Source organism: Nocardia sp. NPDC127606, assembly GCF_042671725.1.
Classification (GTDB): domain Bacteria; phylum Actinomycetota; class Actinomycetes; order Mycobacteriales; family Mycobacteriaceae; genus Nocardia.
Genome location: NZ_JBHXWQ010000001.1, coordinates 1,313,521 through 1,330,133 on the forward strand (window position 1 = coordinate 1,313,521; position 16,613 = coordinate 1,330,133).

Genomic DNA, 16,613 nt, shown 5'->3' on the forward strand with positions numbered 1-16,613 from the left:
GGCAGATGAGCGACGCGTTGCTGGTCCGACCGGCGGACCACCTGGTGATCGGGGTTCGCTGGTCGGGCTTCACCACCGACGGGACCGGCGTGCTCATCGCGGGGGAGCGGGCCCGGCTCACGCTGTGGTTCCCCCCGCAGCACGTCGGCGAGGAGTGCTCACCCCCGCGATCACCCGCGCCGCTCGCACTGGCGGCGGGTACGACGGGAACGGTCGTGCCCGGGTGGCGCGGAATGCTCGCAGGCCCGAGCCGGGTGGTCGCGACCATGGCTGCCGGTCGCCGAATCCCGTTGACGGCGAACGGGATCCTGGAGGCGATGAGTGGCGTTCCGCTCGTTGTGGCATCGGCGCAGGAGACCGCACTCGAGATCCCGTGGCGCACGATCCTGGTGCCGGGTGCGGGTACCGCCGGTGGCGCGGTCGTGTGCCGACACGGCTCGGCCGCCTCGACCACCGGCGTGCAGGCGATGTGGCGAACCCGCCTCGTCGATGCCGAAGTTCCTGCTGTCGCCGCGCTGACGGACGCGCACCTGACCGTCCGGGCCGCCGAGCACGACATCGCGAACACCGCCGATCCCGACTTCGGTCCGGCGGCGCCGAACAACACGCTCGGGACGCCGCGCGCGGTCCGCACACGACTCGTGGCGGAGACGGCCGTGCGCCCGGCTACCGCCGCCCGGCTCGAGCTCAGCGCTCTCGGTGCCACCCTGCACGCCCGGGGGAGCTGGGCGGCGTTCGAATGGGAGCAGCGCACCGTGCTCGGTCGCGACATGCTGGTCCGCGCGCGATTCGAAGGTGTGCTGTATCCGCTGGGCCACCGGGCCGAATACCTCGAGGTCGTCACCCGGGAATTCGACACCACGGCAGGCGGGGCCGCGGTGCTGCGCCGGATCGGTGTGCTCACCGTGGTCGAGCCGGTGCGTCGTCCGCCCGACAACCCGGGGTTGCGCCGCCGATTCCCGCTCGGCGACATCGAGATCGAGCAGACGACGTTCACCGATCTGGCCTCGCCGAATTCCGCGGTTCCCGGTGCGGGCTGGCAGCGGACCGCACTGCCGGGCATCGGCGAACAGTCCACCCATTTCCGGCCCACCACCACCGCCGGTACGCCGGTGCTGTTCCCGATTCGGTGCACGACCGGCACCGGTGTGCTCACCTTCGGGCTGCCGTTGTTCTTCGTCGCCGAGATCGCCGTCGGCGCGGTGAGCTCACTCACCGACCCCGGTCTGGCCCAGCGCCTTTCGCGCGACTACGGCACGCAAGCGGTGACGTGCGCTCCGACACCGATCGACATCGCGGGCACGGGTGGGCGTGCCCGTGGCGATATCCACGAAGTGCACGGGGTGACGATCGCGGGCATCGCGAACCAGTCGCTCGCCGACGGATACCGGGCGGGCCTCGACCAGCTCGAGATCGCCTTGCCCGCATTGCGGGTGTTGCGCGGCGACGACCGGTTGACCTCGGTGCGGCTGTCGGAGAACTACCTGCGCGACGGCGCCGCCGATGTGCTGATGGAGATGGTGTCGAACCAGACCCGCGAGATCGATTTCGCCCGCGACGCCGGACGATCGGGTGGCCTGGTCGCCCCGAAGTACGTCGCCGACGCGATCTCGCGGAGTCTCGGGCCGGTGAGCCTGCGAGCCCTGCCGCATCCGGCAACCGGGTTGATCGACCCCGCCGCGCTGTTCCCGTCGGATCAGGCCGCGCTGCTGGGCTTTCCGCTGAAGACACTGGTGACCCAATTGCGCCTGCCGCCGGAGATCACCGCGGTGCCCCGGGCCGGTGCGGCGCCGGAGGTCCGGATGCAGTGGCGCGATGTCGCCCTACGATCGACGGGCACGTTCGTGGCCCGGCCCGGCACCCGGCTCGATCTCACTGTTGTCGCCTCGCCCGACAAGAACGAAACCCTCTGCGCGGTCAAGGATTTCAGCCTCGAGCTGCCGCCGGGACCGCAGCGGGTGCTGCGCCTGACCTTCGCGACCCTCACTGTCACCCAGCGTGGGGGATCGGCACCCGATGTCAGCGTCGACGGGATCGGTGTCGAATTCGTCGGCGAGCTGACCCTGCTGAAGGAACTCCAGGACCTGGTACGGCTCGGCGACACCGGCAAGCTGCTCGACATCACCACCCGCGGCATCGCGGTGCGCTACGCACTGCCTCTACCGCCGGTCACCGCGGGCGCGTTCGTCATGCGCAACATCGCACTCACCGCGGCCATCGACATCCCCTTCGACGGCGACCCGGTCAGTTTCACCTTCGGCTTCGCCAGTCGGGTCAGCCCGTTCCAGCTCAGCGTGATGATGTTCGGCGGAGGCGGCTACCTGGAGATCGAGCTCGATCGCGACGGATTACGGCGGCTCGAGGCGTCCTTGGAATTCGGGGCCTTCGTCGCGGTCGATTTCGTCGTCGCCTCGGGCGAAGTGCACGCGCTCGGTGGAGTTCGGTTCACCCTCGAACGCGGCGGTGCCGTGACACTGTGCGGCTATCTGCGCATCGGTGGCTGCGTCGAAGTGCTCGGGCTGATCAGCGTGTCGGTCGAGCTGTGCCTGTCACTGACCTACCGGCCCGAGCGCAACGCGCTCGTGGGCCGGGCGACGCTGGTCATCGAGGTCGACCTCACGCTCTGGTCGGACAGCGTCGAACTCGACAGCGGTGAATGGGTGCTCGCGGGCGGGGCGGCGCGCCGCCCGGCGCTGCGTGATCGGGATACGGCAATGGCGCAGTGGCTCGAGTACCGGGCCGCGTTCGTGGGAGTAGGGCGAGGGTGATGGACGAATCCGAATTCTTCCGGGTGGTGCTCGACGCCGAGCTGACCCATGGGGTCGGCCGGGTGGCCACGAGCCACGACGGACGATGGATCTTCGCGGGCGCGTTGTGGTCGGTGGGGATCGGCAACGGTACGGTGCTCGGTCTGAGCGTGATCGACGCCGCGGTCGGCAGGCCTGCCTGGACCCTGCCGGGACTGGCCTGCTTCGACGCGGTCTTCGCCCCCGACGGCGCCACGGTCGCGGTCTCGACACAGGGCCCGGACTCGCAGTTGCGTATCTCGTTGCTGCGCACCGCGACCGGCGAGCAGATCTGGACGATCGACGGCGGCGGCTTCCTCGAGTTCGGCCCGGACGGGACACACCTGGGCGTCGTCGGCGTCCGCAATCAGGCCGCCGGTGAATCGGCGCACGTCTTCGTGCTCGATACGGCCACCGGTGCGCTGCGGTACGAACTGCAAAGTGCGTTGTCGCGCCCCCGGTTCGGGCTCGACTCCACGCTGCTGTGCACCGGATGCCCGTCGTTGGTCGACGCGCGCACAGGCGCGCCGAGGTGGGAGTTGGGCGACCATCAGAACATCCCGTCGGCCGCGGTGTTCACCGCGGACGGCGACGCGGTGATCGTCGCCAGTGCCGGATGGGCGGAGATCGTGACCTACGAGTTCCAGACCGACGCCGACGGGGCACCCATCCAGCGCGGGGCGATCGACGTGCCCGAATTGGCGAACGCCAACCTCTGGTTCGACACGCTTGTCTTCGGTCCCGACCGCACCACGCTGGTGCGGGTCGGGAACCAGGATGTGGCCGTGCTGGCGGTGGTCGACGGCAGTGTGCGGCGGCGGCTGCCCACGCCGTCGAACGGACTGCCCTTCGCGAGCGAATTCCTCTCCGGGGGTGCGCAACTGGTCGTCAACGTGGCAGTGCCGCCGGTGCCGCAAGGCGCGGGCATCAGTGTCGTCGAGGCGCACGGCGAGGCGGTGGTCTGGTCCGATCCCGGGCGAGACGTCGCCCACCTGGCGGTGACCGGAGACGGCGCACGGGTGATCGCGGGCGGCGAAACCAGTGTTCGCGTGTACGAACTCGGCACACCCGCACGCTCACGGCGCGACTGCCAGGCCCGCATCGCCGCTGTCGCCGCGAGCGACGGCGCCGCCGGAATCGTCGCGGCCGCCGCCGAATCCCGGCTCGTCGTCTTCCGCGCGGCCGGTGGTGAGCTCATGCTCGAACGCGTCCACCCCGGCCCGATCGGCGCCGTCGCGGTCAGCCCCGACGGACACAGCGTCGTCACCGGCAGCAGCGACGGCAGGCTGCGCCACTTCGACACGCTGACCGGCGCGCGCTGGACCGCGCGCCACAACGGCCCGGTCAACGCGGTCACCTTCAGCGACAACGGAACCCGGGTGGCGAGTGCGAGCGCCGACCGCAACGCACGGCTGTTCGACCGGGTGCCCGGCGCCGACTCCGAGAACGTGGTCGCACTCTGGACGCGTCCGCATCCACTGGCCGTCACCCACGTCGCGATCGGGCCGGGCGGCGCCTGGGTGGCGACCGCGGCACTGGATCGCAAGGTTCGCATCCTGTCCGCGGCGACCGGCGAGGAACTGCACCCGCCGTTCGAACACGACGCCAAGATCAGGGCGCTGCGAGTCGGTGACGGGATGGTGGTCACAGCCAGTGAAGACGGCAGCACCGTCGCGATCGACGCGACCACCGGACAGCGGCGATGGCGCATCGAGCACCCGGGGCCGGTGACAGTCCTGGCGTTGTCGGCGGACGCCGGCCTGCTCGCCACGGCGGGCACCGCCCACACGGTCGACATCTGGCGCGTCGGGGGCGATCAGCGGGTCCTGGTGCAGCGGATCCCGACCAGGGCCGCCGTCAACGACCTGGTGTTCGCCGCGAATGGCAGGCTGGTGGTCTCCGTCGACGACTCGGTGGTGGCGGTCGTCGACCCGGTCACCGGACGCGAGCTCGATCGGTTCCTGCATCCGATGCCGATGAGCCACTTGGCCTCCGGTGGCGATCGCCGGATCATCGTGGGCGCCTGCACCGACGATGTCGCGCGGGTATACGAAGTGGGCGAGCGATGAGCGAGATCCTGTGGGTCGCGGTTCCCGACGGCCGCGACGGCACCGAGCTGTCGCTGCGGGTGCTGGTGGTGCCGAGGCTGTCGGAAGGCACGCTGAGCGACTTCGGGCTGACGGACTGGCCGTCGATCCTGACCGACCAGGTGGGTTTCCAACTGCGGGTACGCAGCGCGGCGGGGGAGCGGGTGATCGGTCGGTCGCCGCGTCTGGTCAGCCAAGCGAAATCGGCGCTGTGGGCCGAATTCTTCGGCGGTGACGCCGGTTTCGTGCGGCAGTGGGAAGACCGGACGGTGCAACCACCCCGGGTCTCCGACACCTCGAACACCGCACGGAAAGTCGCCGCCACCCTGCGCACCGTCACCCGCACCGGGGCCGAACGGACACCGGAGGAGACCGAGGCCACCGTCCGTGACCAGATCGCCGGGTGGAACGGCGCAGCGACACCGCCGGTCCCGGACGAGATCGCGCCGCCGCCACCGGTCGTCGCCGATTTCCACCGGACGGTCTCGAACCTGCGCGAACATCCGTCGGTCCTGCTCGAACTGGGGTTGATCTTCGAACTGCGTTGCGAGGCCGCGGATCTGGATGTCGGAACGGCGCAGTTGAGTGTGCGGTGTACCGATCCGCCGTTTCTGCGCAACCTCGTCACGTCCCCGTGGACGCGCTACGAACTCACCCCGGCGAGCTTCCGGCCCGCACCGATGGCCGAGGGCTCCTCCGGTATCCGCGCGGGCCTGCTCGATCTCTCCGACTCCGCCTCACTGACCGACCCCGGCGCTCCCGCCGCACCACGACGATGGGCGATCGCGACCTTCGACATCGACGGCGGTGCGGACGGATTCCGGCAGGCGGCACACGATTTCGCGCTGAACCCGCCCGAGAACGCCACCATGCCACCGGTCCGATCCAGCGGGATCTCGCTGATCCGGCCCGGGCGCGCCCGGGAGTTCGCCGCGCGCAGCGGTGCCGGGCGACGAGCCAGGGCGATCGGCGATGCTGTGTTCTCGGCCGAGGACCTCGTGCTCGGCTATCGCGTGGACATCCGTCGCGAGGGAACGCCGTGGCTGTCGGTGTGTGAACGCGACGCCGACTATCGCGTCAACGGCGTCGACATCGTGTCGGGGCGCGAAGAAGGGCACGTCAAGCCGTTCGCGGCGGTCCGGGGGGCCGACGGGCTGTTGCGTGCCGACGAGGTCGTGGTCCGGTGGGACGGCTGGAGTCTGGCGCTGCCCTCACCGAACCTGCGCGGTGACACCGCGGGCCCGGCCCGCAATCCCGCCCAGCCCTTGCCGTTCGACTTCCGCTGTGCCTTCACCGTTCCGCCACGCAGCATGCCCGCGCTACGGTTCGCCGATCTGTACCAGATGCGGGTGCGGATCGCGGATATGGCCGGTGGTGGGCTCACCGCCGCCGAACTCGCCGACGCGACAGTAGCCAGCACCGGCGTGAGCTACCTGCGCCACGACCCGGTACCGCCACCCGAGGTACACGGACCCGCGGTACTCGCGCCGGGTGCGGCGGTCGTGCGGCTGGTGATCCGCAGCGACTTCGACCGCACCGTCGGTCAGATCAGCGCGAGCGACCCGGATTACCCCGCGGTCGACGCGCGCGTCCTGCGCCCCCCGACCGCACCGTTCGTCCTGATCGAACAGCACCGCGTGCTCGACGAACTCACCGACGAGGAGTCCTTCCGGCTGGCCCAGCGCGCGATAGACGCCGACGGCAGTGGCTCGGGGCTACCCGACCCGGTGGCCAGCGGCGTGCGGGCACACGTGCGCGCGGGTCAGGCAGGACTCGTCACGCCCATCGGCGACCACAGCGCGTGGGCTCCGGGCTGGCCCGACTTCGCCTCCAAAACCCTGCAGCTGCACGAACAGTCCGGCGACCGGGCGATTTCCGTGCGGTGGAACGGCGCCGTGCTGATCGTCGCGCTGGCCAAGGGAAAGGAAGCGACGATCGAGCTGAGCTCCACCCTCGACGGTGAGCTGTCCAACCACCTGGCCATCAGCGACTTCCTCGCCGGTGGCGGCGCGGGGGAGGCGGCGATCTCGCCGGACAGCACCAAACTCGGCCGCAATCCAGCGGTCACGCCACCGATTCGGGTCACGGTGGTACATGCTGTCAAACGTCCACTGCGCCAACCACTGTGGGCATTGCCCGCGACCGCTGTCATCCGCGGTGCGCACGATCCGACGGTGTTGCTCACACCGACGTTCCCGCCCGTGGGCGCCGATGCCGGTCTCGACCCCGACAGCACCGGACGCCTCGAGGTCGCCGCCGCGTGGACCGAGATCAGCGATACCGGACCCGAAGCCACCGCCACCCGCCGCCCGGTCCAGATCGCGCACCTGCACAGCCAGACGATCGCGCCCGGTGAAGCACCGCAGGTGCGGATTCGACACGAGTTCGGCGACACCGGACACCGCGTCATCGACTACACACTCACCGCGGTGAGCCGGTTTCGGCAGTACTTCAAAGCCGGTGAACCCGAGTCCGCGTTCGCGGTCGACCGCACGCAGGCGCCCGTCGTTGTTCCGTCCTGTGCGCGACCGACCGCGCCGGTGGTGCTCGGCGTCGTCCCGGCGTTCGGCTGGCGCACCGAACGGATCGGCACCGATCGCATCGAACTCACCAGGGACAGTGGGCGATTGCGTGTGGAGGTGGCACGCCCCTGGTACGAGACGGGCGATGGTGAGCAATTGGCGGTGGTTCTCGCGCCGGGCGCTGACCCGTCGCCTGCCGTGCGCGAGGCCGTGAGCAGGATGGGACGTGATCCGCTGTTCGGCACACCGGCGACCCGGCCGTTCCCGCCCGCCGCGTGGTTCCCCGCATCGACAGGGCAGGTCACGGTTTTCGTTCCGGAGCTGGGCGAGTCGGTCACCATCGCCCCACATCCGGTCTCGCCCGGCGGTGACCGGTGGTTCGCGGACGTGGAAATCGCCGCGCCACCAGGGGAGCGGTCCTACAACCCGTTCACGCGTCTGGTGGTCGCCCGCTATCAACGCAGCAGTCTGGACGGGATGAGCCTGTCACCGCTCGTCGTGGCCGACAGCGTGCCACTGCTGCCCGATCGAAAGGTCGTCGTCGAACGATCAGGGGCCGAGCTGCGGATCACGGTGACCGGCACGTCACCGAATCCGCTCAATCGGCTGACGGTGTTCCTCGAGTCCTGCCCGGGCCCGCACGCGCCCGACACGGTCGATGCCGTGGTCACCGACCCCGCCGAGTCACCGGATCTCCCGGCGTGGCGGCCGGTGCCGGGGCATGCCGTGGAGCGCGCGGCCGACGGGCGGATTCCCCCACTGCCGCTGCCGCCCGAGAGCGGCCACCTGCGGTTGCGTCTGCGCGAGACCGAGAATCTTCCCGGCTCGGACGCCGCGGACCTGCCGGTCGATCTGCACCTGCGCAATGTCTTCGTCGCCACGATCGTCCTGCCGGCCCCGTGGCGCCGACCGTGAGGGTGCGGGGCGGCGAACCCCGCACCCTCGGCGGCTACGGTGTGAACGGGCGCTGATCGAGAAAATCGGCGGCCGCGTTGATCGTGAACAGGTTGGGCACCTGGTCGGGCGGCATGATGTTCATGATCTGCCGGTGGAACTGGGAATACCCGGCGGTGAAGGTGCCGTTGGCCCAGACCTCGAGCAATGACCCCGTGAACTGCCCGTTGACCGGCCCGTCATAGGACAGCTGGGAATCCTGGCAGCCGGCGAGCAGCAGCACGCCCGCCCTGATGTCGGCCCGAGCCTGCGGACCGCTCAGGCGCTGGACGAACGAATACAGCTGCCTGCGCCGCTTGTTGTCCTCGGTCTGGACCTCGCGCGGCATCGCCTTGGCGCTACCCGCGACCACGGTGAGCCCGGCCGGGTCGTCGGCGGCGGCGCGTTCGGCCACGTCGATGATCGCCGCCCTCGCGTCGCGCGTGAACACGTCACGGACCACCGAGCCGCTGTGACAGCTGTCGGAGCACACGACTACGCGCACGCCCGCCGCGAACTGCCGCCACATCTGATACAGCTCGTCGTCGACGATCTGGCGATCGAAGGCCACCCAGGTCTCGTCCTGGCTGTCGTCCTCCTCGCCGTCGACATCCCAGGTCTGGCCGCCGTGGCCCGAATAGGTGATGAGCACGAGATCGCCGGGTTGCGCAGTGTGCGCCAGCTGACCGATTTCGCCGATGATCGCGAAGGAGGTCGCCGCACTGTCGAGCAATTTCGTCGACGTGGCGAATCCCTGTGCGGCGGCCAGCGCGGCCATGGAATTGGCGTCGTTCACGCATCCAGCGAGAGCGCCGTCCCAGCCGCCGTACGCGGCGGGGTCGACCCGATTCAATCCGATATGCAAGGAATATCCGCTCACTGCCGTTCCTCCATCTAGAGAAAGTGATCGTCTGATGCCGAGATATTCGGCACCTCTCGATCCTGCTGCGGCCGTGCCGAACTCGATAGCGTGGCGGACTACTCGAATGGGCGCCACGAACGCCGTCGCACCTGCGCGTATTCGGGTAGTGGATTACGCATTCGCACCCACGCGCCCGCGCGCGACGATTGCTCCACACAGTATTTCCGCCGAGGAAAGGGCACCGAAATGTTGGAGACGGATATCGAAGACGCGGTCGTGGCAGCGAGCGCGGATACCGAAGAAGAGGCGTTCGCGCCGGCGAAAACCGGCTACGGCGCCGAAGAAGCCGACGTTCGGGCGATCAGCCAGACGAATATCACGTCGATCTTCTGGGCACGGAAGATCCTGCGCACCCACGGAACGGGTGCCTGGGTATTCGGATTCCCGGAGGCCGATGTCCGGGCCGACAGTCAGGTCTCGGTCAGCCTGACCGAGATCGACACCAACAACACCCCGTTCCTCGGGCCTGCCACGACCCAGGTCCTGAATGTGGTTCCGCACGCCGACGGCACCATGACGGTGCGATATCACGTCGGGTGGAACAGCAACATCAGGGTGCTGTTCAACTTCATCATCGCCAATTGAGCCGCCGCGATGGCAGTGTCACGGATCCGCCGGACGCCGAGCTCCGATCGACAGCGTGGTCGATCCGGGCCGTCCGGCACCGTGACAGTCGAAGGGCAGGTCCGCGTCGCCGACGATGTCGATCAGGACCGGCCACCGACCCCCTGCCGAGCATTACCCGAGCCGGTGCGCCGCCGCCAATGCGGTGAGCACCTGCTCGGTTTTGGTGTCACCCGAGGCGATCGTCACGCCGAGCGTGCGCAGTGCGGCGTCGAGTTCACGCCGGGCGTCGAGCGCGCGCAGGTGCAGATCGACGGGCGAATCGCCCTGTCGTGGTACGACTTTCACTGAGAGTTCGAGCACGTCGAGTCCGGCGGTGGTCCACCGTTCGACGTCGGCGCTCAGGTTCCCCACCGGCACCCCCGTCCACCGTGCCGAAGCGACCGGTCCCATCGCGCGCAGGTGGTCGACCGCCACGCCGGGTGGGGTGCAGCTGACCAGGAACTGCCGCTGAGCCGAGTGAAGCTCGTCGGTGACATCGAGACCCCTGGCCACCGCCGCGCGCAGCGAACCGGGAGACCGCACGCTGATCGCCGAGGCCGACAGCATCCGCCGATCGGCCGACCAATCGCTTTCGATGCGGTACCGGACACCCGGCTCGGTGAAAGGCGCCGCCCAGCGGCCCGCCAGCTGGGAGCGCACGCACGGTCGCAGTTTGACGGTGAGATCGTCCTCCTCCTCGCCGCTGCGTAACCGGATGACGATACGGCTCGACAGCAGCGTGGGCGCCCCCGTAGTACCCGGGTGCAGCGGCTCGGCGAACCAGATGTCGCGGTAGGCCGCGGCGGTATCGGGACATCGGAGCCGGTGCAGCGCGCCCGCGACATCCCCGTCGAGGTTCACTTTGATCTCGATCGGCGTGATCACCCGGGCCCCCTTTCTGTCGCTGTGACGGGTACTGCCCGCGGTGCGCGAGCGCCCTGGAAGCCAGATTCGCCCATCGACGGGCCGCCGCGCGCGCGTAGTGCGCTACCCGATCAGGTCGGGTGTCCGGGTCGCGTGAGGACCATCGACGACAGCGGCGCCGGATCGGCGGCGCGGTGCCGCGCGCGCGTGCCCGCGCGTAGTGGACTACTCGTGACAGGCCTGACCAGGTGTCGGAGACTGGACTCGATCGGTCCGGTAGGCGGCGAGCACGCGCCATTCCGTGGAGGTTCTCGATGGTCGACGCACAGCAACAGTCACTGGTCACCCGCGCATTGGTCACCGCCGCGGAGGCGCTGGACCGGCGTGTCGGCTGGTTCCGGCTCCCGACCCCGTTGGGGTTGGCCGTGCTGGTCGGCCTGCGCAGCAGATTACGGGCGCGCAACCTCTTCGACACGGGCCCGCACCCGGCCGGACCGCTGCCCCCGGACGACACCGGCGAGTACCGCAACGCTCGCACCGTCGAGGGCACCTACAACAGCCCCGACGACCCGCGCGCGGGTTCGATCGGCTGCCGATTCGGCCGCAATGTCCCACTCGACAGCACCTACCCCGAGGCTCCAGCGCGGATCATGGAACCCAACCCGCGCACGATCAGCAGGCAGCTGCTCACGCGCGACCGATTCCAGCCGGCCACCACGCTGAATCTGCTGGCGGCGGCCTGGATCCAGTTCGAGGTGCACGACTGGTTCGTGCACGACCCGGCCGAACACGACCCGTTCATCGTGACCCTGGACGACGACGACCAGTGGCCGCACCCCCCGATGACGATCCCACGCACGGCGGCGGTGGCCGCCCCCGATCCGGCCGCCGCGCCGACCTACGTCACCGGGGAGACCCACTGGTGGGACGCCTCTCAGATCTACGGCAAGACAGCGGAATTCGCCGCTTCGCTGCGCTCGGGAAAACACGGCCAGCTCGTGATCGACGAACTCGGGCTCCCGCCGCTGGACGCCGAGCGGCTGGTGGCACTCGACCCGTCGGCGGCCAATGCCTGGGTGGGCCTGGCCCTGCTGCACTCGCTGTTCCTGCGCGAACACAACGCGATCTGTGCCCGCCTGACCCGGCGCTACCCCGACATGAACGATCAGCAGCTCTACGACACCGCCCGACTGGTCAACTCCGCGTTGATCGCGAAGATCCACACCGTCGACTGGACACCGGCCGTGATCGCCCATCCCACCACCGTCGCGGCCATGCGCGCGAACTGGTTCGGTGTGCTGGGGGAGCGGATTTCGCGGCGCTTCGGCCACTTCATCGGCAACGAAGTGCTGTGCGGCATACCGGGTTCCGCGCGGGACGACAGCGGAGTGCCGTACTCGCTCACCGAGGAGTTCGTCTCGGTCTACCGCATGCACCCGCTGATCCCCGACGCGCTCGTCGTCCGCAGCCTCGCCGACGACACCGTGCTGGCCGAGCACCCGCTGCCCGAACTCGGCGTCGCCCACATCCGCGAACGGCTCGCCGAGACGGCGATGGACACGCTGCTCTACTCCTTCGGCCGAGCCAACCCCGGCGCGTTGACGCTGCACAACTACCCCGCCCACCTGCAACAGCTCGAGCGTCCGGGCCAGCCGCTGCTCGATCTCGCGACCGTCGACATCCTGCGGGTCCGCGAGCGAGGTGTGCCGCGCTACAACGAGTTCCGGCGACACCTGCGACTGCCGCCGGTCACCTCGTTCGACGAACTCACCGATGATCCGCGGTGGGCGCGCGAGCTCGAACAGGTGTACGGCGACGTGGACGATGTCGACCTGATGATCGGCCTCTATGCCGAACCCAAGCCGCCCGGTTTCGGCTTCAGCGACACCGCTTTTCGCGTGTTCGTGCTGATGGCGTCGCGGCGGCTGTCGGCGGACCGGTTCTTCACCACCGACTTCCGGCCCGAGGTCTACACCGAGGCGGGCCTGGCCTGGGTGCGCGACAACACGATGCGCAGCGTGCTGCTGCGGCATTTCCCGACTCTCGCGCCGGCGCTGGACGGCGTCGCGAATCCGTTCGCCCCGTGGAGGAGCCCGCGATGAGCTACCTGAGCTACCGCGACGACCTGGAACAACCGAGGCCCGACGAAGAACAGATCATCGACAAGATCATCGCGGTGCTGCGCGACAACAACGAACGCGCCTACCGCAAGTACAAGCGTGGATTGCGCGACGCACACGCCAAGAGTCACGGCATCCTGCGCGGCGAACTGACGGTGCCCGCGGGCCTGCCGCCCGAACTGGCCCAGGGCATGTTCGCCACCCCGGCCACCTATCCGGTGATCGCGCGGTTGTCGAGCACCTCCGGGGTGATCCGTAGCGATCAGCTACGCGGCGTCCGCGGACTCGGGATCAAGGTGCTCGGGGTGCACGGGCCGCGCGCGCTGCCCGACGACGAGGCGAGCACGCAGGACTTCATCATGGTCACCCACCGTGAGTTCCTCTTCGCCGACGCGCACGCCTACCTCACCAAGGGCATGCCGACCGCCTGGGTGCTGGCCCGGCTGCCCGATGCCGCCCTGCGCGCGGGCAGCGATCTCGTCGCCGCGCTGAACACGCACGTGCTGCGCCGGATCGGGCGCAGCGTGCCACCGAATCTCGGTGTCTTCGTCGCACCCAACACCCACATCCTCGGCGAGACCTTCTACTCCTCGGCGCCACTGCGCTACGGCGACTACGTGGCCAAGCTGCTCTACGTGCCGGTGTCGCCGGAAGTCGCCGCGCTGCAAGGACAACCGGTCGACCCCGACGCGGGCGTCAATGCGCATCAGGACCTGATCGTCGACTTCTTCGCCGGGCACAGCGCCACCTACGAACTGCGCGTGCAGTTGTGCACCGATACCGCCACCATGCCGATCGAGGACGCGACCGTGCCATGGCCCGAGGACGACTCACCGCACCGCACGGTGGCGACCATCCGCTTCGACGTGCAGGATCCGTACACCCCGCAGCGGCGTGCCTACGGCGACGACGTGCTCTCGTTCAACTCCTGGCGAGGCTTGGACGCGCACCGACCGCTGGGCTCGATCAACCGGCTCAAGAAGCGGGTGTACGAGGCATCGAGCAACTACCGCCACGACGTCAACAACGCGCCGCGGCTCGAGCCCCGTGACGCCACCGAGCTCCCGCCATGACCACCGCGGCACCCGTACAGCCGCCACGTGCGCCCGCCGCGCCGGTCCGCACGCGTGTCGCCGGGCCGATTCGTTGTGACGGGGCCGGACGAGAACTACACTTTTCATGTATGGGCGGACTCTGGCAGCTGCTCGATCGTCCCGCCGAATATGACGCCGTCCGTAAGGCTTTGACGAACCGCGACACCGGTGGCGTGATCCTGGTCGGTGCCGCGGGCGTCGGCAAGACCACCCTGGCCCGGATGGTCACCGCGGTGCTGTCCGAGCCGGTGCGCTGGGTGGCCTGTACCGCGTCGTCACAAGCCATTCCACTCGGTGCGTTCGCGCCCTGGATCGCCGCGTCGGTCTCGCGCGATCCGCTCGCGCTGCTGCATTCCGCCCGGGAGAACGTGCTCGCCCAGCCCGACGCGGTGATCGGCGTCGACGACGCGCACCTGCTCGACATCCTCTCCGCCACGCTGGTACACCAGATCGCCGTCGATCGCGGAGCCCGCATCATCGCCACCGTCCGCACCGGGGAACCGCTGCCCGACGCGGTCACCTCACTGTGGAAGGACGGCTACCTCGAGCGAATCGAGTTGGCGCCGTTCACCAAAACCCAGTGCACCGAACTCGTCGAGACCGTGCTCGGCGGGACTCTGGAGGGGCTGAGCGCCGATGTGATGTGGGAGTCCTCGGCGGGCAACCCGCTGTTCCTGCGCAACATGGTCGAGGGCGGTGTCGAGGCGAGCACCCTGACCGACGTCAACGGCGTCTGGCAGTTGCGCGGGCCCACCGCGGTGCCCTCGGGTCTGGTCGAGTTGCTCGGCGAGCGGTTGAGCAGGGCGGGTGCGCCTGTGCTCGACGTGCTCGAGACGCTGGCCGTGCACGAGCCGCTCGACATCGACATCCTCAGCGAGCTCGTCGGAGCCGACGCGGTGGACGCCGCCGAGGTCACCGGCCTGATCCGGCTCACGAGCCACAATGGGGTCGTCGATGTCCGGTTCAGCCATCCCCTGCTCGGTGAGGTGGTGCGCTGTCGCCTCGGCACCGCCGCCGCGCGCACCCGGCGCGGGCGCCTCGTCGAAACGCTGCAGGACCGTGACCTGAGCACACCGGCCCACCGGATCCGGCTGGCACGGCTGTGCGTCGACAGCGATCGGCCGATCGACATCGTCATGCTGATCGACGCGGCCAAGGACGCGGTGTCGCTGGCCAATCTGCCGCTGGGCGAACAGCTCGCGCGCGCCGCGTGCGAGCGCGGTGGTGGGCTGCGCGCGGCCGAACTGCTCTCCCGCGCGCTGCTCTGGCAGGGCAGGCCGCAGCACGCCGACGAGATCCTGGCCCGGTTCGACCCCGACCGCCTCGATCCGCTGCAACTGGTGCAGTGGGGTGTGGTGCGGGCCAGCTTGCGGTTCTGGTCGCTGGGCGATGTCGACCACGCCCGCGACCTGGTCGAGATGCTGCGCGCCCGCGTCGAGTATCCCGCCCTGCGCCTGACGGTCGACGCGGCCGCGGCGGCGATGGCGGTGCACGAAAATCACCTCGCCGAGGGAATCGAGGCTGCCGAGCGGGTGATCGCCGACCCGAACTCACCCCGTCAAGCGGTCGATTTCGCCGCGTTCGCCCTGGGTCTGGCGATGCCGGTGGCCGGACGCGGCGCCGACTTCGCGCCGATCGCCGCCCGCAGCCGGGCCCAGCAGAAGTCCACCGACGGGATCATCCGGGTGATGGTCCGCTACGGCGACGTCCTCGCGCTGACCACCATCGGCGACCTCGATCTCGCCGAACAGCGCGCCACCGAATACCGTGAGTTCTCCTCGGCGGGCCAGTTCGTCGGCTGGGCGATCGCGCGCATCGCCGACGGGGTCGTCGCCACCTACCGGGGGCGGTTCCGCGAAGCGATCACCGCCTTCGAACAGGCGCTGGCGGCGCTCAACGCCGAATCCTCGCTGCCGTGGAAGCTGCCGGCGCGGCTGCTGCTCGCCCGCGCCTACGCGGCGCTGGGCGAGGTCGAACAGGCCGAGCGGGTGCTCGGTGACGCCGACGAGCACAGCGGGCCACACATGGCCCTGCACGAACCGCAGCGGATGATCGCGCGCGCCTGGCTGGCCGCTGCCGAACACAGCGCGCACTCGGCGGTCGACTTGGCCCGCAAGGCCGCCGACCTGGCGCACAGCGCCGGTCAATACGCCCTGGAGGCCGAAGCGCTGCACCACGCCACCCGATTCGGCGATCGCACCCTCGCCACCCGGCTCGCGAGCGTCGCCGGTCGCGTCCAGGGCCCGGTGGCGGCGATCTACGCCCGCCACGCCGCTGCCCTCGCCGCTGCCGACGCCCGCGCGCTCGCCGCGGTCAGCGGCGAGTTCGAGTCCGCGGGCCTGCTGCTGTCGGCCGCCGACGCCGAGGCGCAGACGGTGCCGATCTACGACCACGCCGGACAGCGCAGGCCCAGCGCCCAGGCGGCCGCCCGCACAACGGCCCTGGCCGCCCGCTGCGACGGCGCGGGCACCCCCGCTATCACCGCGGCGGCCCGACCCCTGCCGATCACCGAACGCGAACGCGAGATCGCCGCCCTCATCGGCCGTGGCCTGTCCAACCGCGCGATCGCCGAACGACTCTGCGTGTCGGTCCGCACGGTCGAAGGCCACATCTATCGCGCCTGTATCAAGCTCGACGCCACCGACCGCGACCAGCTCGCCGAACTCATCTGAGGCAGGC

The 16,613-nt window shown here is 69.8% G+C and carries 9 protein-coding genes; 7 read left to right on the forward strand and 2 right to left on the reverse strand.

What is annotated here, in order from left to right; translation table 11 throughout:
• The first annotated feature begins 5 nt into the window (after positions 1-5).
• The 3 genes from ACFVJ5_RS06230 to ACFVJ5_RS06240 are packed head-to-tail and all read left to right on the forward strand — an operon-like array spanning position 6 to position 8,310.
• Positions 6-2,768, forward strand: a complete 2,763-nt coding sequence (locus ACFVJ5_RS06230; RefSeq protein WP_379218802.1) for a hypothetical protein — start codon at positions 6-8, stop codon at positions 2,766-2,768.
• Positions 2,768-4,855 (forward strand): WD40 repeat domain-containing protein, encoded by a 2,088-nt coding sequence (locus ACFVJ5_RS06235; RefSeq protein WP_379218803.1) that lies wholly within the window; start codon positions 2,768-2,770, stop codon positions 4,853-4,855. Before ACFVJ5_RS06230 ends, ACFVJ5_RS06235 begins: the two co-directional genes overlap by 1 nt.
• Positions 4,852-8,310: a hypothetical protein gene (locus tag ACFVJ5_RS06240; protein ID WP_379218804.1), complete on the forward strand. Its 3,459-nt coding sequence runs from the start codon at positions 4,852-4,854 to the stop codon at positions 8,308-8,310. The genes ACFVJ5_RS06235 and ACFVJ5_RS06240 overlap by 4 nt, the downstream gene beginning before the upstream one ends.
• 34 nt (positions 8,311-8,344) lie before the next feature.
• Here ACFVJ5_RS06240 and ACFVJ5_RS06245 read toward each other — a convergent pair whose 3' ends face one another.
• Positions 8,345-9,208 carry a caspase family protein gene (locus ACFVJ5_RS06245; RefSeq protein WP_379218805.1) on the reverse strand — a complete coding sequence of 288 codons (864 nt, stop codon included), beginning with the start codon at positions 9,206-9,208 and terminating at the stop codon, positions 8,345-8,347.
• Between the two features lie 228 nt (positions 9,209-9,436).
• Between ACFVJ5_RS06245 and ACFVJ5_RS06250 the strand changes: the two genes are divergently transcribed.
• The gene (locus ACFVJ5_RS06250) at positions 9,437-9,835 is read left to right on the forward strand and encodes a hypothetical protein (protein WP_379218806.1); all 399 of its coding nucleotides are present in this window, start codon (positions 9,437-9,439) and stop codon (positions 9,833-9,835) included.
• 153 nt (positions 9,836-9,988) lie between these two features.
• Here the strand turns inward: ACFVJ5_RS06250 and ACFVJ5_RS06255 are convergent, their stop codons facing one another.
• Positions 9,989-10,741, reverse strand: a complete 753-nt coding sequence (locus tag ACFVJ5_RS06255) for a hypothetical protein (protein WP_379218807.1) — start codon at positions 10,739-10,741, stop codon at positions 9,989-9,991.
• Between the two features lie 293 nt (positions 10,742-11,034).
• On the opposite strand from ACFVJ5_RS06255, the gene ACFVJ5_RS06260 reads away from it, so the two are divergent.
• From ACFVJ5_RS06260 to ACFVJ5_RS06270, 3 genes are all read left to right on the forward strand, one after another.
• Positions 11,035-12,822, forward strand: coding sequence for a peroxidase family protein (locus ACFVJ5_RS06260; protein WP_379218808.1), 1,788 nt, complete (start codon positions 11,035-11,037; stop codon positions 12,820-12,822).
• Positions 12,819-13,913: a catalase family protein gene (locus ACFVJ5_RS06265; RefSeq protein WP_379218809.1), complete on the forward strand. Its 1,095-nt coding sequence runs from the start codon at positions 12,819-12,821 to the stop codon at positions 13,911-13,913. The genes ACFVJ5_RS06260 and ACFVJ5_RS06265 overlap by 4 nt, the downstream gene beginning before the upstream one ends.
• Before the next feature lie 110 nt (positions 13,914-14,023).
• Positions 14,024-16,606, forward strand: a complete 2,583-nt coding sequence (locus tag ACFVJ5_RS06270; protein ID WP_379218810.1) for a LuxR C-terminal-related transcriptional regulator — start codon at positions 14,024-14,026, stop codon at positions 16,604-16,606.
• The last annotated feature ends 7 nt before the right edge of the window (positions 16,607-16,613 follow it).